Origin of the sequence: uncultured Draconibacterium sp. (genome assembly GCF_913063105.1) — a bacterium.
Classification (GTDB): domain Bacteria; phylum Bacteroidota; class Bacteroidia; order Bacteroidales; family Prolixibacteraceae; genus Draconibacterium.
Genome location: NZ_CAJXYQ010000009.1, coordinates 77,504 through 99,085 on the forward strand (window position 1 = coordinate 77,504; position 21,582 = coordinate 99,085).

Consider the following 21,582-nt stretch of genomic DNA (forward strand, 5'->3'; position numbering starts at 1 on the left):
CTATTATGCCATCCGGGTTTTCGGGTGGCATTTTTTATTCCTGAACATACACCCGTTTTACCCGCTGCGAAATTCCGGTAAGTATTTCGTAAGGTATGGTGCCGAGTTGTTCCGCCAAATCCGATATTGAAATGTTTGCGCCAAAGAGTTCAACGCAATCGCCTGTTTTTGCTTCCGTTTGGCTTACATCAAGCATTAGCATATCCATGCAAATATTGCCAACTATTGGTACAAGCTTTCCGTTTACAAACGCATGGCCGTTGCCATTGCCAAGTTTGCGGTTAATCCCATCAGCATAACCCAGCGGAACAATTGCAATTTTTCCCGCTGAAGCCAAAGTTCCTTTCCGGTTGTAGCCAATTGTTTCGTTTTTGCCCACGGTTTTAATTTGTGAGACGGTGCTTTTTAAAGTGCCAATATTTTTAAGTGGCCGCCCGGTTTGCGATATCCCATACAGCCCAATGCCCAAACGAACCATGTCCATCTGGCTGTGTGAAAAACGTTCAATACCGGCAGAATTCAGGATGTGCAGGTCGATTTTGTAATCAAAAGCACTTGTAAAAAGTCCAGCAGCCGAATGAAAACGCTCAATTTGTTGCTTGGTAAAATCATCAAGAGCTGCTTCGTCGCTGGCAGCAAGATGCGAAAACACCGATTTTATGGTAACCGGACTGTTTTTGATTAAGGAAATCAGCTGAGTAATTTCCTTATCGTTTTTCAACCCAAGCCGGTTCATGCCCGTGTCAATTTTTATATGTATCGGGAAACCTGTTTTTCCAAAAGTAGCAACAGCTTTTGAAAACTGCTTAAATAAGCTGAGGCTGTAAATGTTTGGTTCCAGGTTAAAATCAATCATATTCTGGAAACTGTCTTGCTCCGGATTCATAACAACAATCGGAGTCGTAATTCCTGCATTGCGCAAATGTACGCCTTCGTCGGCCACAGCTACGGCCAGGTAATCAACATTTTGGTGCTGTAAAAGCCGGGCAATTTCCACATCGCCACTTCCATACGAAAAGGCCTTAACCATCACCATTATTTTTGTATTCTTGTTGAGTAGCTTCCGAAATGTATTCAGGTTGTGCACCAGGGCGTTTAAGTTAATTTCAAGCACCGTTTGATGTGCTTTCTGCTGCAACAGTGCGGCAATTTTTTCAAATTCAAACTGGCGGGCACCTTTTAATAAAAGGGCTGCTGATGAAAAGTTTTGACGGCGAAAGTGTCGCTCGAATGCTAAACGATTGGGGAAAAACTCACTTTCCAGTTTAAATAACTTTTGGTATTTGTACAACTCCGGCCCAATGCCGGTAAGTTTGCTAATTCCCCATTCCTGAAGAAGCTGGTTTACTTTTTTATATAGTTTCTCGGCATCGATACCGGTTTGTTGTATGTCGGATAAAATTACCTGCTTTTGCAAATGCGCTTTAGCTGCCTGCTGTTTTAAAACCGACAGAGCAATGCCCAGCGAATTTAAATCAGAGTTATAGAAATCGTTAATCAGTAAACTATTGTTAATGCCCTGTTTTATTTCAAGACGCATGGCAACCGTTTGCAATTGACTAAAAATGTGAAGAAAGTCTTCTGGGTTCAGGTCTAACGCTACAAGCACGGCAAAACAATGGCAGGCATTTTCAATAGCCGAATTATCTGAAAAAGGTATGGTAAAGGAATACTCTGAATTACTAAATCTGGCTTGAATAAGGGTTTGCTGATTCTGACCAGTCACCGTAAAGCCGATTTTTGCGTCGGTATTATTTATTGCCCAGCTAACTGCTTGTATTTTGTGGGCTTTACAGAAATTTTGTATTTGGTTTGAATAGCTGTAATCAGCTCTGAACAGCAGCTGTTTTGTGCTGTGGAAAAGCTTCAGCTTCTCAGCTAATTTTTCTTCTAAAGACGAGAAATTCTCCTGGTGGGCATCGCCAATATTGGTTAATATACCGATATCCGGATTTACAATTGGTGCAAGTTTTTCCATTTCTCCGGGCAACGAAATACCAGCTTCAAGCAGGGCTAACTCATATTGCTCGTCAATAAGTAAAGCCGACAAGGGGACTCCAACCTGTGAATTGTAACTTTTCGGACTGCGTACAATTTTAAAAGTTGTTGAAAGCAGATCGTAAAGCCATTCTTTAACGATGGTTTTTCCGTTGCTGCCTGTAATGCCAATTACCGGTTTTATAAACTGTTTCCTGTTATAGGAAGCAAGTTTTTGCAAAGCCAGGCCTGTATTTCTTACCAAAATAAAACTGGCTTTATCACTAATAGCACCCCGTTCTGATACAATAAAAACCGGAACCCCTTTTTTCAGAAGTTGATCGATGTAGTTGTGGCCGTTAAAAACCGGTCCACTCAAGGCAAAAAATGCAACACTTGAACCTCCAAAAAATGTTCGACTATCAGTAATAACCGTATCAATGGTATTGTTGAAAAATGAAGAAGACTTAAATAATTCGCCATCAACCGCATTGGCTATTTCTGTAACCGTAAATTTTTTCATTCTGCACGGGTTGCTTTGGTGTAACACCTGCGACACAGCGGTTCGTATATGTCTTTTTCGCCCAATAACACCACTTGTTCTTTTTCCGATAAGCGATGAGAAAACTGGGCAATGCTACCACAACGAACACAAATAGCATGCACTTTTGTAATGTAATCGGCTACGGCCATTAAACCCGGAATTGGACCGAATGGTTTGCCTTTAAAATCCATATCAAGTCCGGCTACAATTACCCTTATTCCCATGTCGGCCAATTGGTTTACCACATCAATAAGTCCCTTGTCAAAAAACTGTGCTTCATCAATTCCAATTACATCAACATCGCCGGCCAGCAATAAAATATTTGCCGAGTTTTCAACCGGTGTCGATCGGATAGAGTTTTCATCGTGCGACACCACTTCTGTTTCCGAGTAACGTACATCTACCATCGGTTTATAAATTTCAACTTTTTGCCTGGCAATTTTGGCACGTTTCAAACGCCTGATCAGTTCTTCAGTTTTTCCTGAAAACATCGACCCGGCTACTACCTCAATTGTGCCCACTTTTTTGTGGCTGTTTACATCTCTCTCAATAAACATTTATCGTTACTCTTTTTTGTAAAGAACTTGTCTTACAGGGTATTTTTATTTACTACTTTTACAAAAATAAAATTTACACGCTTGTTTGGGTACTATTAATCGTTATAAATTTACCAACATTGCGTTAAAAGCTTGGGTGCATGGACAATAAAAAGTTATTTAAATTTTTGTATAAAGACATCGCAGAAATTGAAGAGCTGTTTGATGAAAAAGGGGCAGATGGTTTTGATAAAATGGAACTGGAGTTTTTGAGAACGAGGTTTAATGGAGCAAAGCACATCATTCGCCTTTTGAGCGAAGAAAGTGAAGAAGTTCAGCCGGATGTTCAGGACGAAACAATGGTTGCTGCTAAAAAAGAACCTAAACAAACTGAAACAATGGCAGCAGAGCCCGAAAGTATTTCAATAGAAAAACCACTAAGCAAAGACGAGCAGGAAAGTTTGGAGGCTTTACAGGATTTTGAGGAAGAATTAAAAGATAATGAAACGCTAAACGAAAATCCAACCGAGGAGGAAAAGCCTGAGCAGAACCTTGAAGACGAAGAGGAAGAAGAACAATTGCCAGAGGAGGAAGAAGCAGTTAAAGAAGAAAATAAAGCGGAAATGCTGCCGGAATCAAAGGAAAGCGGCGAAGGTGAGGATTTAGCGGAGGACATTAAAAATGAGGCCTTGCCTGAAGATCCCCGGGAAGAGCAGGAAGACGTGAAACAGGAACCCGAGACGAACGTTCGAATTGGTGATCGGCAGCTGAAAGAAAAGTCGGTTAATGATTTGCTTGGGGGAAAGGACTTGAATAAATTGGAATATAAAATATCAAACAGCCCGGTAAAAAGTTTGCAGGCGGCCATTGGTATAAACGACCGTTATCAATACATCCGGGAATTATTTGATGGCAGCGCCGATAGTTTCTCTACCGCAGTAGGAGAACTTGATAATCTAAATAATATAAACGAGGCGGTTGCTTATTTGCAGCAAAATTACAAATGGAAAAAAAACGAAACAAGCCTCAAGTTTGTTAATCTTGTAAAACGCCGTTTCCCCAATGGATAACGAAGCCCGATTGATACTGGTGCCAACGCCAATTGGTAATCTTCAGGATATTACTTACAGGGCGGTTGAAGCATTAAAAACTGCAGATATTATTTTGGCTGAAGATACACGTGTATCGTCAAAACTGCTGAAACATCTCGAGATTGACAAAAGGCTAAGCGCACATCATAAATTTAACGAACATAAAACAGCAACTTCCATTGTTTCAAAAATAGAACAGGGAAATGTGGTAGCCTTAATCTCTGATGCAGGAACTCCTGCCATTTCTGATCCCGGTTTTTTATTGGTGCGCGCCTGTGTTGAAAAAAATATAAAAGTGGAGTGTTTGCCCGGACCAACGGCACTAATTCCTGCCCTTGCTGTTTCGGGCTTGCCAACCGATAAGTTTGTTTTTGAAGGATTTTTACCACAGAAAAAGGGAAGGCAAACCAGACTGAAATTATTAGCCGAAGAGCCCCGGACTATGATCTTTTATGAGTCGCCATACCGGTTGGTAAAGGCCCTGGGGCAGTTTGCCGAATATTTTGGTGCCAACAGAAAGGCCTGTGTTTGCCGCGAGCTATCGAAAATGTTTGAAGAAGTAAAACGAGGCACGGTTACAGAACTTGGTGAATATTATACCGAACGTCAGCCAAAAGGCGAAATTGTAATTGTTGTTGAAGGCAAGGCGTAACAGACCAAAACTGTTTTGCTGTTAGAAAACAAATTAATGGGTAAAAAGTATACACATCTGTTTTTCGATTTGGATAATACCCTGTGGGATTTTAAAACCAACTCGAAATATGCCATGCGGGCCACTTTTACAGCCCTGAGTCTGGGTGAATATAAAATTGATTTTGATCGTTTTTTTCAAATTTACTCCCTCCACAACGCCAATTTGTGGATAGCTTATCGTAAACGACAAGTAAGTAAAAAAGACCTGATTCGTCAGCGCTTTCAGCTTACTTTTGAGGCTTGTGGCATAAAAGATACAGATCCTTTAATGGCCAACGAGCTGTATCTGCAAGAAATGCCACGGCAATCGCATTTAGTTGAAGGGGCAAAAGAAGTATTAAATCAATTACGGACCAAAGGATATAAGTTGTACATTATCACCAATGGTTTTAAAGAAGTGCAGCACGCAAAGCTTTTAAAGGCAGGCCTCGATGGCTATTTTGAAAAGCTATTCATATCAGAAGAAGTAAAAGTGCCAAAACCGGGATGGGAAATTTTTGAATATGCAATCAAGTCATCAAATGCCAAAAAGAAATCAAGCCTGATGATAGGAGATGACTGGGATGTGGACATTTGTGGTGCCTTAAACTTTGGAATTGATGCTGTGTATTTAGCCAAAGATGGCAGTTCTTCGAAAATGGATCTCAGTGCTGAAAAATCTGATGTCAGGACAATTCAGCATTTAAACCAGTTAATGGATTTTTTATAGCGAATCTTCATTCTTCCCTTATTGAAGTGCTCCTTCAAAAAACAATCAGTATCGTTTTATTGTAATTTTGGTTTTCAGGTTGGGAGAAACTGTGAGCGGTGCTAAATTAGTATCTATTATTTATAATATCTTTTCAGTAGATTGTAGTTTAGCGTATTTGTAAAAATCGGCAGGGTGTGTTTTTTAAAAGGGGTGTTGAATAAAATATCGACCATGTTTCGGTTTTTGGTATCTTGACATTAGGGGGTGATGTTGGGTGAAAGTGTGTTTTTTCGGAAATAGTAGTTTGTAGGTAATATTAATTTAAAATAGCTTTGATGCTTGCTGCTCTGGGTTGTAGACATTTTTGTCTGTTTTTTTTCTAAATGTCGTTATTACAGTAAGTTGTAGTAAGTTCTTGTGCTAAGTTATATTTTATTGATTAATACAAAATGATAGCTGGTCGTGCTGAACTGGATGATTTTTATTAGGTATTTTGAAAAAAAACTTACATTTTCTTTAAAAACTCAAATCTTCTTTTAATATTTGTAACTGTTAAAAAAATTAACTGTTTGTAATTTTAACAAACGATGGGTAATTGTTGGTTATTTGGATTTGGGGGAATCTGAAGATAATTACAAAATAAATGCTGTTTAATTATTACTTAAAATTGTTTCTATGAAGGGGGAAATTTTTCAAGTGATTTCGTACAAAAGACTTTATTTATTAAGAATGTAAATAAGTTATGATTGCTGCTCAATCATCTGCGGCAGCTATTTGTTTAATCCGGCAGTAATGGTGGTGTTGATAAATGGTTGGTTAGGCGAGATGTTTTGTGTGGTTTTGTAATTGTTAAATTTTTTAACAATTAGCGAAGTCTGTTGTAACTATTTCAAAAGCTAATTAACAAGAACAAAATTTTATTCGCTGTTTAATTAATAAATCTATGATTGGTAGAGTAATACAATATTTTTTGTTTAGTACTTTTTTAAAAAGAAGTAATGAAAATGTAGCGAAAAGACATTGCCGGGAGGTGCTCACTCTACATTTACTCACAATTACCCTTCGTAGAAACTTAAATCCTCCCGGCTACTTTTAAAAACTAAAAATGCTTAAAACAATTTTTATAGCGCTTTAATTAATAACTTAAAATTATTTCTATGAAAAAAATTGCGATTTTTTTATCGATTCTCCTTTTCATGGGTAATTTGGTGGCAAATGCTCAAACGAAGACTTTAACCGGTACGGTTACTTCTGCTGAGGATGATGCTCCTATTCCCGGGGTTTCGGTATCTGTGAAAGGAACTACCCTTGGTACAATTACCAATTTGGATGGTGGATTCGAATTAAAAGCACCAGATGACGCAAAAACGTTGGTGTTTAGTTTTATTGGAATGAAAGTGCAGGAAGTTGAAATTGGTTCTCAAACCAGTTTTGCTGTAGCTTTGGAATCTGACATGATTGGTATTGACGAGGTTGTTGTTACTGCACTTGGTATCAGTCGCGAAAAGAAGACCCTTTCTTACGCTGCACAAGATGTTAAAGCTGAACAGCTTGACATTTCAGGTAATGCCAACATTAAATCATCTATCGTAGGTAAAGTTGCCGGTGTTCAAATGGTGGGACAACCAGGTGCAAAACTGGGTGAAAATGGTACTGGTAGATTACGTATTCGTGGTGCTATCTCGCTTACCTCTGATGCTGACCCATTGTATGTTATCGACGGTATTCCTGTTGATGATCCGAATGCGGTTGACATGGGCGATGTTGAGTCGGTTAACGTACTGAAAGGACCTAACGCTACTGCACTTTACGGACAACGTGCTGAGTATGGTGTTATCATGATTACTACCAAAAAAGCAAAACAAGGCGGTATTAGTGTTGAAATTAACAGCAATACTACTTTTGACAAAGTGGCTTACTTGCCAGAATACCAAGACCTTTACGGGCAAGGTTACGATGGTGAAGATGAGTGGACAACATTAAATTACGATGCTGGATTCGCCGGAAGAGCATATCCTGAAGAGTGGAGTATTTTTGATGGTCGCCGTTTTGTTTACAGTGGTTATGCCGACGAAAGTTGGGGACCTGCTTTTGATGGCGAAGACTACACGCCTTGGTACGCCATGTGGCCTGAAAGCCCATACTATGGTGAAACAAGAAAATGGGAAGCACAACCAGATAACATCAAAGATTTCTATGATACAGGTGTAACCATGAAAAATTCTATTTCGATTAGTGGCGGAGGTGAAGACTTTACAGGTCGTTTGTCGGTTACTAATTTGAACCAGAATGGTATTATGCCTGAATCGGAATACAAGAAGAATACAATTAGTGGTGCTTTCGATTTCGACGTAACAGATAAATTACAAGTAGGTGTTAACTTCAATTTCTCAAAATCGTTCTTACAGGGTGATTTTGCCGATGGTTACTCAAACCAAACAACAGGTTCGTTTAACTCGTGGTTTGCCCGCGATGTTGATATGAGCAAATTGAAAGAATTAAAAAACCTGCAAACTACAAGTGGATACCATGCATCATGGAACTACTGGGGACCTTTTTACTCAACCTATTTTGGTACAGAAAAAGGTGCTTTCTGGTTTAACCCATACTGGTACCTGCAAGAGTATCGTAACGAGAGAGATCGTATCCGTTTATTAGCTGACGTACATGCTACATACAATTTTAACGAAAACTGGAATGTAAAAGTAAATGCATCAACCAACTTGTACAATTACAAGCAATTCTGGAAAGTGCCTTATTCAATAGAGGCTGCTTCAGATCCGCATTTGTATAATACATGGAACTCTGGTTTTGGTAACACCCGTCAAATGGAGATGGAGAATAACTACAATGCTATGGTTAACTACCAGAACGAATTCGGCGACTTTGATATTGACGCTACTGCCGGTACTACTTACCGTACAAACGAATACGACCGTTTCAGAGCGAATATGCCAACTGATAGTAAAACACAAGGATTAGTTTTGCCTGATGTTTATACCTACAGTAACACAAAGTTGCCAGTAACTGCCGAAACTTACAAGTGGGAAAAGAAAGTAGTTAGTGCTTATGCAAGAGCTTCTGTAGGCTGGAGAGATATGGTATTTGTAGATGCTACTTATCGTCAGGACTGGAGTTCTGCACTGCCTGAAGGTAAAAACGGTTATGGTTATCCATCAATTGGTTCTTCATTCATTTTTACCGAGTTAATTGACGACGACTCAATTCTTTCTTTCGGTAAATTGCGTGCAGGTTGGGCACAGGTTGGTAACGACCTTGCTGCAATGCGTTTGAACCAGGTTTATCCTTTGTCAAGCAGCCCATATATGGGATCTCCACAGATGTATACCAATACTCAAATGGTAGATCCAAACATCAAGCCATCATTGAATACATCAATGGAATTTGGTTTTGATGCAAAATTCCTGAACAACAGAGCAGGTATTAGCTTTACATACTTTAACGAGGTTCGCGAAGACGAGATTATTCCTATCACCATGTCTTCTGCAACAGGTAATACTTCATTCTTAACCAATGCCGGTAAATCAAAACGTGATGGTATTGAATTAGTATTGGACGGAACTCCGGTACAAACTGATGACCTGGTTTGGAATATCTCGGTTAACTTTGGTACAAGTAACCCGGTTGTTGAAGAACTTCCTGGTGGATTAACTTCAATGAATGCTCCTGGTGGAACTGACGATTGGGGTAATGTTCGCGTGGTGCACGAATTGGATGGTGACTGGGGACAGTTAAGAGGCCGTACTATTCGTACCGACGACAACGGAAACTATGTAATTAATGCTGCAACCGGTACTTATGCTTACGATACTGACCATTACTATGGTTCTATCCTTCCTGATTTCACCGGTGGTATTTATAACTCGTTAACTATTAAAAAGCTGGTTAATATTTCAGCTTCTATCGACTTCCAGAAAGGTGGTAAATTTTTCTCACTTTCTGAAATGTGGTCAGGTTATTCAGGTTTAACAGCAGAAACTGCTGCTCTTAACAACAATGGCAAAAACATTCGTGATGCAATTGAAGACGGTGGTGGTGTGCACATTACTGGTGTAGATACTGATGGCAATCCATACGACGGTTACCTGGATGCAGTAACTTACTTCGCCCAGTTCCAGGATAACGCAATTGCTACTCCTTATGTACACGATGCAAGCTACATTAAACTAAGAGATGTGAGTGTAACAGTTAACCTTCCTAGAAAATGGATGAGCAACGTATTTATTAATTCTGCTTCGGTTGGTTTCGTTGGACGTAACCTTTGGATGATTGCTGTTGCAGATGATAACGTACACGGTTGGGACCCTTCAGAATTGTCGGAAGCTTACGGTGAAAACGCTGGTCTGCCAGGTACAAGAAGTTATGGTTTCAATGTTAAATTAACTTTTTAATTGAATAAAACATGAAAAAGATATTTATAGCATTATTAAGTATTGTGTTGCTGAGCACCGGGTGCGACGACATCGACTTCGGCGATACAGATCAAAATGTGAATGGTCCGGCAGAGGCGAGCACATCGGCACTATTGTCTGGTGCCATCACAAATTTTAGTACCCGTCAGGGTAGACCTTACCGAATTACTCCAACATTAAATGTACAGTATTTAGTGCAGTTGGTGTATAACCAGGAAATGTTGTATGCCGACGGAGCCGGTTTCTGGCAGTCGTACTACGTACAAACAGCTTCAAACTGTCAAACAGTTATCGATATTTGTAACGATCCTGAAAAAGCTACTGATCCAACAGTATTGGCCAACGGAGCTATTGAAAATCAGAAAGCTGTTGCCATGATTTTTAAATCGGTAATCTTTAAACGTGTAACCGACCTTTTTGGAGATGTACCTTATACTGAGGCATTAAATTCAGATATTCTGACTCCGGTATACGACGACCAAAAGAAAGTTTACGAAGGTATGATTGCCGACGTAAAAGCTGCACGTGATATGATTAACACATCAGCTGCCGGCCCAACAGGAGACGTTATTTATATGGGCGATATGGTAAAATGGCAAAAATTTGCCAACTCGTTCCTGGTTAGTTTAGGAATGCAGGTTACTAAAGCCGATGCGGGTATGGCTCAGTCTACTGTAACTGAAGCACTAAACCACTCAGCTGGTGTATTGGAAGATGTTGCTGATGATGCCATTTATACTTTCGATGTGGCTAATGATTTCCCTAACCCATGGGAGTGGATGCGTCCGGCTGACTATGGTGTGTCTGCTGAATTTATTAGCGCATTGCGTGGCGATGGTTTTACATCAAATACTACTTACGACGAACGTATCCAGTATGTTGCTGCCGATCCTTCGTTAGATGGACTACCATACGGTTATAAAACTTACGAAGCAGATAACTCGCCTGTTGCAGGTGTTATTTATGCTGCCGATACTCGTTTACCATTGTTAACATCAGCTTATACTTACCTGCAGCGTGCTGAAGCTGCTGCTCATGGTTGGACCAGCGAAGATGCAGGCGCAATGCTTAAAATGGGAATTATGAACTCGTATGCCAAAGGTGCTGCCGTTTACGGTGTTGAAATTGGCGACGGTGCTGCTTATGCCGATGCACGTGTTGCCGATATGGCTACTGCTGCCGGTGGTGCACTTCAGGTTATTGCCGAAGAAAAATGGGTTGATTTATTCCCATTAGGTTACGATGCATGGAGCGAATGGAGAAGAACTGACTATCCAAAACTTACTCCTGCTGCCGATGCCATTAACGATGGTAAAATTCCAAGAAGGTACAATTACCCAAGTGGCGAAGCTTCGTTAAACCCAACGGGTTACGATAAAGGTGTTGCTGCTCTTAATCCGGGAACCGATAACAATACTTCACGTTTCTGGTGGGATAAGTAATTGAGTCAATCAATTAATACAATATAAAAAGAGGTGGATTTTTCCACCTCTTTTTTTTGCATTAAAACCTGAGACTATGTATAAGGGGGTATCTCTTTTACAATTGCGTTTTATAAACTGGTCGTTTTTAGCCATTCAGGGAGCTATGGTGTGGGTGAAGGTTCCGAGGGGTGTGTTGAAATTATATAGTCGAAGACCTATCCACCCAATTGTTTATTTCGTTTAAAATAAAACAGGCAAATTATTCTGCCAAGTAGTTATTTTTTATAATTTTAGTTGACAGACAATCTTGTTCAGGCAGCCGATTTCGAAGAATCTTTAAAAACCAGAGGTATGTATTTAAAAAAAGAACTTTATAGCCTGATTAAATCCGACGAAAGTATTTTTGATTTTATACAGGAAGGTGCGCTCGATGGCCTGTGGTATTGGGATTTGGAAAACCCCGAAAACGAATGGATGAATAAACGGTTTTGGGAAGTTCTGGGGTACAATCCTAACGAGATGCCACATAAAGCCAGTGCCTGGCAACACATAATAAACCAGGATGATTTAAAAAAAGCTTTGGAAAAGGTTCAGCAACATTTGGCTGATCCTGATATTCCGTACGACCAGGAAGTACGCTATGCCCACAAAAATGGTTCTACCGTATGGGTGCGTTGCCGCGGAATAGCTATTCGCGATAAAAATGGCAAGGCTACACGTATGTTGGGAGCTCATCAGAATATAACTGCCCTAAAAAATACAGAAGAAAAACTGCGCGAGGAAGAACAACAACTTCGCAAAAATGAAGAACTGTACCATTTTATTACTGAGAATACCAGCGATGTTATTCGTTATCAAACACTTGCCGGAGAATTTAGTTACATTTCTCCAAACATTAAAGAGCTAACAGGATATACTTTTAAAGAATACCTGAATTTTGGGCCACTGGAAAATGTTGTTCCCGAAGATCATCAGATTCTAAAACAAGCTGTTCACGATTTTAGGAATGGTAAAGATGCATTAACGGTAGAATATCGAATATATCATAAAAATGGAAACCAGATATGGGTGCAATCCCGTATTAAAGCCATTCGCGATGAGCACGGTAAAGCGCATTCATTACTGTCCACCTCAAACGATATTACTGCACAAAAGCAACTACAAATTCAACTTGCTGAAAGCGAAGCCAGGTTCAGATCGATTGTGGAAAATTCGACTCCCATTATATTTTCAATTGACAGGAGTGGTAAGTTCATTCTGTCAGAAGGCAAAAGTTTATCGGTACTAGGCTTAAAGCCCGGGCAGGTGGTAGGTATGTCTGCTTTTGAGCTTTACAAAGATTTTCCGGAAATAGTGCATGGTATTAAAGAAGCACTGGCCGGCAAAACCCATAGGGAAACCATAAATGTTGGGGACGCATATTTTGATATTTTTTACTCCCCCAACAAAGATGCAGCGGGCAATATCGCTTCAATTACCGGCATGGCAATAGATATTACCGAGCGAAAAGCCAATCAGGCAAAACTCAAAAATATTATTGAGAGGAGCACTAATCTTTTCTATTCTCACTCAGTAAACGGAAAAATGACTTTTATTAGTCCGCAGGCCAAAGAAGTGCTGGGTTACGAACTGGAAGATTTGATGAAACATTGGACAAATTTTATTACAGACAACCCAATGAACACAAAGGCCATGGAGTATACACGAAAAGCTATTGAAACAGGACTCCGACAACCACCCTATGAGCTTGAAATGCAACGAAGAGATGGACGAAAGCTTATGGTGGAAGTTCGGGAAGCACCGGTGGTTGAAAATGGAAGGGTGGTGTCTATTGTTGGTGCTTTAGCCGATATTACCGAACGAAAAGCTTTTCAGGAGGCGTTGTTGAAATCGGAGGACAACTACAAAGCGCTTTCAGAAAATGCAAAACATATAATTTTAAGGCACAAGCTTAGCGGAGAAATTACCTACGCCAATAAGTACGCTGTGAACTACCTGGGAATACCTAAAGAGAAATTAATTGGAACCGATATTAAACAATTAATTGGTGGCAAGGTTAGAGAAGAGCAAATTAAGCAGATCAAACTCTTTAAAGAAGGCAAATATGATAAAAACTACAGTCACCAAACTGAAGTAACGCTTGACTTACCCAGTGGCGAAAAACGTTTCTTAGATGTTATTGCCAATCCAATTTCTACAGCAGATGAAGAAGATTCAATACTTATTTCTGCTTATGATATTACTGAACGAAAGCAAGCCGAAATTGAGTTAATTCGAGCCAAAGAAAAAGCAGAAGAAAGCGATCGGTTAAAATCGGCTTTTCTGGCAAATATGAGCCACGAGATTCGCACCCCAATGAATGGTATTCTGGGATTTGCCAATTTGCTGCAAGAGCCCGGTCTGTCAGGAAGCACGCAAAAGAAATACATCGAGCTCATCGAGAAAAGCGGAAAGCGCATGCTCAATATCATAAACGACATTATTGATATCTCGAAAATTGAGGCCGGCTTAATGGATTTTAATTCGGTAGAAACCAATATAAACGAGCAGATTGAATACATCTACACTTTTTTTAAACCCGAGGCCGAAGCAAAAGGGCTTACTCTTTCCTTCAGTTGCCCACTACCTGCACAGGATGCCAGAATTAGAACCGATCGTGAAAAAGTATATGCAATTCTTTCTAATCTTGTAAAAAACGCTATAAAATACACACAAAGCGGGTCGATAGCATTGGGGTATAGCCTAAAAAATAAGAATTGGACTAACCAACTGGAATTTTATGTAAAGGATACCGGAATTGGGATTCCGAAAGACCGGCAGGAAATGATATTCGACCGTTTTATACAGGCGGATATTGAAGATAAAATGGCACAACAGGGAGCTGGATTAGGTTTGGCAATAACCAAAGCCTACGTAGAAAAGCTTGGTGGCCAAATAAAGGTAGAAAGCGAACAAGGCAAAGGCTCTTGTTTTTACTTTACACTGCCATATTATGCAGAACAGGAGGTGAAACACCCAGCAAATGAGAATATTGCAGCAGAGACTGGCAAAACAATTCCGAAATTGAAAATACTGATTGCCGAAGATGATGAAGTATCGGAATTGTTGCTTAAGGAAACCATAAAAATGTACGGAAGGGAGATTTTAAAAGTTAAAACAGGTACTGATGCTGTTATGGCTTGTCGTAATAATACTGACCTCGACCTGATACTAATGGATATTAGGATGCCTGAAATGGACGGATATCAGGCAGTAAAAGAAATCCGAAGTTTTAATAAAGAGGTGATTATTATTGCACAAACTGCTTATGGACTATCGGGCGAAAAAGAAAAAGCAATTAAAACAGGATGTAACGACTACATTGCAAAACCCATTGCTGCATCTCAATTGCAGGCGCTTCTACAAAAATATTTTGCTGAAAATCTGAAATAATACCGCAGGTATTGCTAAAAAAATGAGTTGTGAGAGTTTGTAAAAGCTTATTTTCATAAAATATTTTTAATTTTACGCATATTAGTTAGGTTCTCAACATGCATTAAACATTGCATATGTTCAGTAAATAGTCTATGATTAAAGACGTGTAGAACTGCAAGGTCTGTCATAAACTTTGAATACAATATGGTTAGTTGTATGTGGTGCTGTTACAATATGTTAGATTGTAAAACATAATAATTTGAAATCAACCAAATGAATTTGAAACTCCAAATTAAACCTGTCTTGCTATTGTTAATTGTGGTATTAAGCGCCTGTAGCGATGATGATGAGGGTTTGCAGCATCGTGATATTGCCGGAACCTATCAGCTTACCGAAACCAGTTGGGCAGGGCTATATGCCGATGAAAATGGTGCTGCAACCATTGGTGAAATTAGCACAAGTGATTGTGATTTGCACTCGAGCATTGAAATTTCAAAAAGGGGCGAAGTTACCCTTATCGAATATACGGGTGAAAGCTGTTCCATTCAAAACATAAAAACCGGTAATTGGGTGGTTACGCAAACTTTTTTTGGAAGCTTCATTGGCGAAATACAATTTGAGGGCGACGACCGGTTGTTTAACCTGCTTGAAATTGAACACCAGGAAAATACCATAACCGATATCCGGATTACACATGATGTAGTTGACCTGCCCGAAAATTACGAGAATTTGATTTACCGGTGGGAATACTCAAGGATTGAATAAGAGAATAAGTTTATACTAGTTGCCTGGTTGCGTTTACGTTTTCCTCTTCTTCTTTTTAGCTGCCGGAAACAATACATTGTTCAAAATTAAGCGATAGCCCGGCGAGTTGGGGTGCAGGCTCAGGTCAGTTGGCGGGTCGCCAATAAGGTGGCGGTAGTCTTCAGGGTCGTGGCCACCATAAAAGGTCCAGAATCCTTTGCCCTGTTCGCCATGGATGTAGCGGGCTTCGTTGGCTGGTTTGTTTTCGCCCATCACCAGCACATTCGATTTTAATACCTCTTTTCGATAGGCTGTGGTTTGCCCCATAAAGCCTTTAATCAGGTTGTGGTGGTTTTGGCAAAGCATGGTTGGTATGGGGTCCCATTTGGCCGAAAAATCGAATAAGGTGAAAAAATCGTTTTCGCGGGCCACATGCCGGTGGTCGGTAGCATCGATATCTGAAAACTCGTACACATAGGGGCTTTTTTCCAGCTTAAAATTTTCGAAAGCAAAGGTATTGCCATAATCGAGTTTTTCGTCAGCGTTGGCTTCCATCGGGTCGCCATCAAACATATTCTCGCAAATATCAACACCTATCGAGGCCAGCGAAATATCGTAAGTGTCGGTTGCGGCACACATGGCAAACAAAAAGCCACCATTTTGCACATATTTCTGAATTTCGCGGGTAACAAACGATTTCATTTCCGATACTTTCATAAAACCCAGCATCGAGGCCAGCTCCTTATTGATGCGCACTTCTTGCTGGTACCAGGGCATGTGCTGGTACGAACGCCAAAACTTCCCGTGTTGCCCCGTAAAATCTTCGTGGTGCAGGTGCAGCCAGTCGTATTCGGTAAGGTCGCCATTTATAATTTCTTCGTCGTAAATAATATCGTAATCAATCTCGGCATAGCTTAGTACCAAAGTTACGGCATCGTCCCATGGCTGTTTATTCGGTGGCGAATACACTGCAATTTTTGGTGCCTTGTTCATTGCCACCGCATCCTGGTTTACATCGGGCTGGGCAATTTCGTTTAAAATTCCCGATGCCTGCACATCACTGATGGTTTCGAAACTCACCCCTCGTATTACGCACTCGTTTTCAATTTCGGGGTAGTGTTGCATTAAAAAACTGCCGCCCCGGTAATTTAAAAGCCACTTTACCTCCACATCTTTTTGAAGTACCCAGTAGGCAATGCCGTATGATTTTAGGTGATCTTTTTGCAGCTCATCCATTGGTATCAGCAGATGAATGGCACCGGCATGTACTGAAAGAAAAAGCAGTACCGGCAACAAGAATATTTTTAGTGGCGTGCGCATTTGTTTTTGTATTAGTACATTTAACAAGGCATTTGGTTCATTCGGTTTTTCAATTTCAGAACGAAGCAGCACCCGGTTCTATTGTTGCCAGAAATCATCCGTAAAAAACCGTTAATCATTATTTTTTAGTTGTTTAAAACGGTGCATCGCTGGTTGATGTATTTTGTTTGTCGAATCCGCTATTGGTGGTCATTCCGGCAGCCATGTCATCATCATCCTCATTCATTGATGAGCCAAAGGTTTGTACCTGACCTGAGAAATCGCCATGATCGAACTGCGGATCGAGATCGGAGAACCGGGCCATTTCTTTCTGGAAACGCAATGGTACATCGGCTGTGGCACCGTTACGGTGTTTGGCAATAATCAATTCGGCTATACCCAACAAGGAGTTCCCCGATTCGTCTTCCGTAATTCCAAAATACTCGGGGCGGTGAATAAAACATACAATATCAGCATCCTGCTCAATTGCTCCCGATTCACGCAGGTCAGACAGCTGTGGGCGTTTTCCCTCGCGCGATTCAACGGCACGGCTTAACTGCGACAGGGCAATAATAGGTACATCCAGCTCTTTGGCAATGGCTTTCAGCGAGCGCGAAATCATACTCACTTCCTGTTCCCTGCTTCCGCGCGTGTCGTTTCCGGCAGTCATCAGCTGCAGGTAATCAACAATAATAATGTCAACATCGTGCTGCATTTTCAGGCGCCGGCACTTGGCCCTGAATTCAAAAATAGAGAGGGCCGGCGTATCGTCAATAAAAATAGGTGCTTCGTCCAGCGTTTTAATCCGCTGGTTTAGCTGTGCCCATTCGTAGTCTTCCAGCTTACCGGTTTTAATTTTTTCGCCACCCAGTTCCGACTCCGCTGAAATTAAACGGTTTACCAATTGTAACGACGACATCTCGAGCGAAAAAATCGCCACGGCCTGCCGGTGGTCAACCGCCATGTTTCGGGCCATGGATAGCACAAAGGCCGTTTTACCCATTGCCGGACGTGCAGCCAGAATAACCAGTGCCGAACGTTCCCACCCCGAGGTAATCCGGTCAACGGCGGTAAATCCTGAAGGAACTCCGCTTAGGCCGTCTGGTTTGCTCCGGGCCGCCTCAATTTGAAGCACTGCCTGGTTAAGAATGGGTTTAATGGGCACGGTTTCTTTTTTGATATTCCCTTCTGAAACCTGGAATAGAGCCGATTCTGAAAAATCAATCAGGTCGTCTACATCCAGGGTATCATCGTAGGCTTTGGTTTGAATCTCCGATGAAACGCGAATGAGTTCGCGCTGCATAAACTTCTGTGCAATTATTCGGGCATGAAACTCGAGGTGAGCTGCCGATGCTACACGCCGGGTAAGCTGGGTAATGTAGGCCGGGCCGCCAACTTCGTCCAGCTGGTTGCGGTCTTTTAGCTCTTGGGTAACCATTAACAGGTCAACCGGTTTTTCTTTCCCCGACAGGCTTTTTATGGCATCAAAAATTTTTCGGTGTTCTTCCTTATAAAAACTGTTGGAGTCGATGGTGTCGGCCACAGTTACGTAGGCGTCGCGCTCTAGCATAAGTGCCCCAAGCACCGCTTCTTCCACATCAATTGCCTGCGGCGGAAGTTTGCCGTATTGGGCATTAATTTGCTCTACTGTATTTTGTTGCTGATTGTTGTTTTTTCGTTGTGCCATAGTTTTGAATGTACTTCAAGTGTTTTCCGCAGACCTGTTTAAGCAGACCTCAAAAATAGAAATTAACGGTGCTTGTAACAAGTGAATCTTTTCTTGATTTTCAACGGGTGCTATTCACAATTGTTAATAGGTTTTACGCCAGCTTGTCTTCAATAATTTGTGTAATTATTGTTTGCAACGTACTTCCCATTGCTGCAATTTGTTGCGGAATAAAGCTGGTTGCTGTCATTCCGGGGGTGGTGTTTACTTCCAAAAAATAGAACTCATTGTTTTTTAAAATGAAGTCGACACGCACAATGCCCGAGCATTCACATAAATCGTAAATGTCGGCTGTTAGCTTTTTACATTTTGCTGTAAGCTCTTCAGGCAGGCGGGCAGGGGTAATTTCTTCGGTAGCTCCCGGCGTATATTTGGCTTCGTAGTCGAAAAATTCGTTTTGCGGAATTACTTCGGTAATCGGGAAGATTACTTTTTTGCCTCCTAAACGAACGGCGCCACAGGTAAACTCGTGGCCATCAATAAACTGCTCTACAAGCGCTTCATCGCTTTCTTGCCAGGCTTTTTCAATAGCGGCCTTTATCTGGCTTACTTCTTTTACCTTGGTAATTCCAAAACTCGATCCTCCGGCATTGGGTTTTATAAACAGCGGAAGGCCCAGTTGCCCGGCAATTGCTTCCGGATGTATTGTTTCGCCGGTTTTAAATTTTTGAGAAACCGCCATTTTAATACCAAAGGTACGCAGGTAGTTGTTGCAAAACCATTTATTAAAGGTTAGCGACGATGAATGCACATTACAGGTAGAATACGGAATATTCAACAACTCGAAATACCCCTGCAGAATTCCGTCCTCGCCTGGTGTGCCGTGGATAGTGATGTAGGCAAAATCGAATTTGATTTTTTTCCCATCGCAGGTAAAGCTAAAATCAGCTTTATCAACTTCGGCAATTTTCTTTTCGTCCTGAAAAACATCCCATTGTTGCCCCTGCATTTGCACCAGCCAGCGATTAAATTTTTTAGTATCAATGGCTTTTAAAATATTGGCACCGCTTTTAACCGATACAACAAATTCTGATGAATCGCCACCGGCAATTACAGCTATATTGGGTAGTTGTGTTTTACTCATTTCTGTTTGCTATATAATTTTCCCATTTATCAATTGCGCTGGTCATATCTTCTGGCAGCTCCGAATTGAATAACATTTTTTCTCCTGTTGTGGGATGAATAAACCCAAGAGTTTTGGCATGAAGCGCCTGGCGGGGTAAGGTTTTAAAACAATTTTGTACAAACTGGCGGTATTTGCTAAACGTGGTACCGCGCAGAATTTTATCGCCACCGTAGTTGGCATCGTTAAACAGGGGGTGGTTTATGTGTTTCATGTGCACTCTAATCTGGTGTGTGCGTCCGGTTTCCAGTCGGCATTCAACCAGCGTAACGTAGCCAATGCGGCGTAGTACTTTGTAGTGCGTTACGGCATGTTTTCCATAATCTTCTTCCGGAAAAACGGTAAATACCTGTCGGTTTTTCAGGCTTCGCCCAATGTGGCCGGTAATGGTTCCTTCGTCGTCTTTTACACTGCCCCATACCAGTGCATGGTAGCGGCGCTCGGTTGTTTTTTCAAAAAATTGCAGGGCTAGTTTATTCTTGGCCATTTCGGTTTTTGCCACTACTAAAAGACCCGAGGTATCTTTATCGATGCGGTGCACCAACCCGGGGCGCGGGTCTTCGCTGTTAAATAAAGGCAGGTCTTTAAAGTACCAGGCTAAGGCGTTTACAAGTGTTCCGGTGTAATTGCCATGCCCGGGGTGTACTACCAGGCCTGGAGGTTTATTGATTACAATTAACTGGTCGTCTTCGTAAACAATATTTAAGGGAATATCTTCAGGTATAATTTTTAACTCCCTGCGCGGAAAGTCCATTACAATTATAATTTCTTCTCCGGGTTTTACTTTATAGTTGGGCTTTACGGCATTCCCGTCTACCAGAATATTTCCGGCATCGGCAGCGGCCTGAATACGGCTTCGTGAAGCGTTTTCAATTCGGTTGGAAAGAAATTTGTCAATCCGAAGTGGCGATTGCCCGGGATCTACCGATAAGCGGTAGTGTTCATACAAACCACCTTCTTCCAGTTCGTCATTCTCCTGCGTGTAGTCTTCCATGGTGTTATAAATTTCTTTCGTAGGCTTTGTTTATTTTTTCTTCATCGGTGGTTAACCAAATATCAACCGACGAACCTGTTTCAATTTGTTTGGTAAATTTCGGGTTTGGCAGTTGTTTCCATATTTTTGCACTTAACGAGTCTTCCGCTGTTTCTAATGTTTTATCGAAAATTATTGCACCGGTATTCAGTAATGCATCGGTAAGTGTTGATTGTGCTTCCTGCAGTGTAAAACCGGTAAGGTCGGGTAGTGCGGTTTTCATATTTCCCTGGCTGCGTCCAATAACCAGGTCGAGGTTGGTGCCTTTAATAATTTTTTTCCCTTCAGTTACCTCAACCGAATCTTGCATAACTTTTAATACCAGGTCGTTGTACTCTGATGGTTGGTAGTAAATATTTTCAACCTGTGAGCCAAGTGCCTGAATAAGCACCTGCGCCTGCCGGAAAGAAATATCGGTTAATCGCGGCAGGATGACCTTTTCTGGTTCAAGCGAATTTATTGTAAGCCTGATCACCCGGTTTTCTTTAACTCGTGAGTTGGCAAGTGGCAGCTGGTCGACAATTGTTCCGGGGGCAAAGTTTTTGTTGTAAACCGAATCGATTACCTCAACTCTAAGCTTGTTGGCCCGGGCACTCATGCTTGCCTCCTCGAGGTTTAAGCCTGTTAATGCCGGAACGGGGTATGAAATGCCGTGTTTGGTATAAAACATTAAGCTTTTTAATGTTACAAACAGCACAATGGCTACCAGCACAATGGCAACAAAAAAGTGTTTGATAAAAGTACGGCTAGTGATAAATTTTCCTAAACTCATAGCAGTTTTATGGTACTTATTAAAGAGAACAAAAATAAGTCAAAAAAAGTATGTTGAAAGGATTTTGGACAGAAACAAACAT

General features: G+C 41.1%; 14 protein-coding genes. 7 read left to right on the forward strand and 7 right to left on the reverse strand.

The window, feature by feature from the left end:
* Window positions 1-34: 34 nt before the first annotated feature.
* Both QZ574_RS10825 and QZ574_RS10830 read right to left on the reverse strand, forming a co-directional pair.
* The gene (locus QZ574_RS10825; RefSeq protein WP_297089501.1) at window positions 35-2,500 is read right to left on the reverse strand and encodes a bifunctional UDP-N-acetylmuramoyl-tripeptide:D-alanyl-D-alanine ligase/alanine racemase; all 2,466 of its coding nucleotides are present in this window, start codon (window positions 2,498-2,500) and stop codon (window positions 35-37) included.
* The gene (locus QZ574_RS10830; protein ID WP_297089502.1) at window positions 2,497-3,078 is read right to left on the reverse strand and encodes a thymidine kinase; all 582 of its coding nucleotides are present in this window, start codon (window positions 3,076-3,078) and stop codon (window positions 2,497-2,499) included. The genes QZ574_RS10825 and QZ574_RS10830 overlap by 4 nt, the downstream gene beginning before the upstream one ends.
* Window positions 3,079-3,218: 140 nt before the next feature.
* Between QZ574_RS10830 and QZ574_RS10835 the strand changes: the two genes are divergently transcribed.
* From QZ574_RS10835 to QZ574_RS10865, 7 genes are all read left to right on the forward strand, one after another.
* Window positions 3,219-4,127, forward strand: coding sequence for a hypothetical protein (locus QZ574_RS10835; RefSeq protein WP_297089503.1), 909 nt, complete (start codon window positions 3,219-3,221; stop codon window positions 4,125-4,127).
* Window positions 4,120-4,800, forward strand: coding sequence for a 16S rRNA (cytidine(1402)-2'-O)-methyltransferase (gene rsmI / locus QZ574_RS10840; RefSeq protein WP_297089504.1), 681 nt, complete (start codon window positions 4,120-4,122; stop codon window positions 4,798-4,800). Before QZ574_RS10835 ends, rsmI begins: the two co-directional genes overlap by 8 nt.
* A gap of 36 nt (window positions 4,801-4,836) precedes the next feature.
* Window positions 4,837-5,550: a YjjG family noncanonical pyrimidine nucleotidase gene (locus QZ574_RS10845; protein ID WP_297089505.1), complete on the forward strand. Its 714-nt coding sequence runs from the start codon at window positions 4,837-4,839 to the stop codon at window positions 5,548-5,550.
* 1,139 nt (window positions 5,551-6,689) lie between these two features.
* A complete protein-coding gene (locus tag QZ574_RS10850) occupies window positions 6,690-9,944 on the forward strand; it encodes a SusC/RagA family TonB-linked outer membrane protein (RefSeq protein WP_297089506.1) in 3,255 nt (1,084 codons plus the stop codon).
* Between the two features lie 11 nt (window positions 9,945-9,955).
* Window positions 9,956-11,407 carry a SusD/RagB family nutrient-binding outer membrane lipoprotein gene (locus QZ574_RS10855; RefSeq protein WP_297089507.1) on the forward strand — a complete coding sequence of 484 codons (1,452 nt, stop codon included), beginning with the start codon at window positions 9,956-9,958 and terminating at the stop codon, window positions 11,405-11,407.
* A 333-nt stretch (window positions 11,408-11,740) separates the two neighbouring features.
* Window positions 11,741-14,821 (forward strand): PAS domain S-box protein, encoded by a 3,081-nt coding sequence (locus tag QZ574_RS10860; RefSeq protein WP_297089508.1) that lies wholly within the window; start codon window positions 11,741-11,743, stop codon window positions 14,819-14,821.
* A gap of 255 nt (window positions 14,822-15,076) precedes the next feature.
* Window positions 15,077-15,568: a hypothetical protein gene (locus QZ574_RS10865; RefSeq protein ID WP_297089509.1), complete on the forward strand. Its 492-nt coding sequence runs from the start codon at window positions 15,077-15,079 to the stop codon at window positions 15,566-15,568.
* Between the two features lie 33 nt (window positions 15,569-15,601).
* Here QZ574_RS10865 and QZ574_RS10870 read toward each other — a convergent pair whose 3' ends face one another.
* The 5 genes from QZ574_RS10870 to QZ574_RS10890 all read right to left on the reverse strand — a co-directional run bounded on the left by QZ574_RS10870 (window position 15,602) and on the right by QZ574_RS10890 (window position 21,500).
* Window positions 15,602-16,867, reverse strand: a complete 1,266-nt coding sequence (locus QZ574_RS10870; protein ID WP_297089510.1) for a hypothetical protein — start codon at window positions 16,865-16,867, stop codon at window positions 15,602-15,604.
* 133 nt (window positions 16,868-17,000) lie between these two features.
* The gene (gene dnaB, locus QZ574_RS10875) at window positions 17,001-18,533 is read right to left on the reverse strand and encodes a replicative DNA helicase (RefSeq protein ID WP_297089511.1); all 1,533 of its coding nucleotides are present in this window, start codon (window positions 18,531-18,533) and stop codon (window positions 17,001-17,003) included.
* 133 nt (window positions 18,534-18,666) lie between these two features.
* Window positions 18,667-19,656 (reverse strand): D-alanine--D-alanine ligase, encoded by a 990-nt coding sequence (locus tag QZ574_RS10880; protein ID WP_297089512.1) that lies wholly within the window; start codon window positions 19,654-19,656, stop codon window positions 18,667-18,669.
* Complete coding sequence (locus tag QZ574_RS10885) at window positions 19,649-20,689, reverse strand: RluA family pseudouridine synthase (protein WP_297089513.1); 1,041 nt, start codon at window positions 20,687-20,689, stop codon at window positions 19,649-19,651. Before QZ574_RS10885 ends, QZ574_RS10880 begins: the two co-directional genes overlap by 8 nt.
* 4 nt (window positions 20,690-20,693) lie before the next feature.
* Window positions 20,694-21,500 carry a PASTA domain-containing protein gene (locus tag QZ574_RS10890; protein WP_297089514.1) on the reverse strand — a complete coding sequence of 269 codons (807 nt, stop codon included), beginning with the start codon at window positions 21,498-21,500 and terminating at the stop codon, window positions 20,694-20,696.
* Window positions 21,501-21,582: the final 82 nt, after the last annotated feature.

Coding starts and splice junctions, on each gene's coding strand:
- QZ574_RS10885 (WP_297089513.1), bottom strand. CDS start 20,689: ATGGAAGACTACACGCAGGAGAATGACGAACTGGAAGAAGGTGGTTTG.
- dnaB (WP_297089511.1), bottom strand. CDS start 18,533: ATGGCACAACGAAAAAACAACAATCAGCAACAAAATACAGTAGAGCAA.
- QZ574_RS10865 (WP_297089509.1), top strand. CDS start 15,077: ATGAATTTGAAACTCCAAATTAAACCTGTCTTGCTATTGTTAATTGTG.
- rsmI (WP_297089504.1), top strand. CDS start 4,120: ATGGATAACGAAGCCCGATTGATACTGGTGCCAACGCCAATTGGTAAT.
- QZ574_RS10850 (WP_297089506.1), top strand. CDS start 6,690: ATGAAAAAAATTGCGATTTTTTTATCGATTCTCCTTTTCATGGGTAAT.
- QZ574_RS10890 (WP_297089514.1), bottom strand. CDS start 21,500: ATGAGTTTAGGAAAATTTATCACTAGCCGTACTTTTATCAAACACTTT.
- QZ574_RS10880 (WP_297089512.1), bottom strand. CDS start 19,656: ATGAGTAAAACACAACTACCCAATATAGCTGTAATTGCCGGTGGCGAT.
- QZ574_RS10830 (WP_297089502.1), bottom strand. CDS start 3,078: ATGTTTATTGAGAGAGATGTAAACAGCCACAAAAAAGTGGGCACAATT.
- QZ574_RS10855 (WP_297089507.1), top strand. CDS start 9,956: ATGAAAAAGATATTTATAGCATTATTAAGTATTGTGTTGCTGAGCACC.
- QZ574_RS10845 (WP_297089505.1), top strand. CDS start 4,837: ATGGGTAAAAAGTATACACATCTGTTTTTCGATTTGGATAATACCCTG.
- QZ574_RS10860 (WP_297089508.1), top strand. CDS start 11,741: ATGTATTTAAAAAAAGAACTTTATAGCCTGATTAAATCCGACGAAAGT.
- QZ574_RS10835 (WP_297089503.1), top strand. CDS start 3,219: ATGGACAATAAAAAGTTATTTAAATTTTTGTATAAAGACATCGCAGAA.
- QZ574_RS10825 (WP_297089501.1), bottom strand. CDS start 2,500: ATGAAAAAATTTACGGTTACAGAAATAGCCAATGCGGTTGATGGCGAA.
- QZ574_RS10870 (WP_297089510.1), bottom strand. CDS start 16,867: ATGCGCACGCCACTAAAAATATTCTTGTTGCCGGTACTGCTTTTTCTT.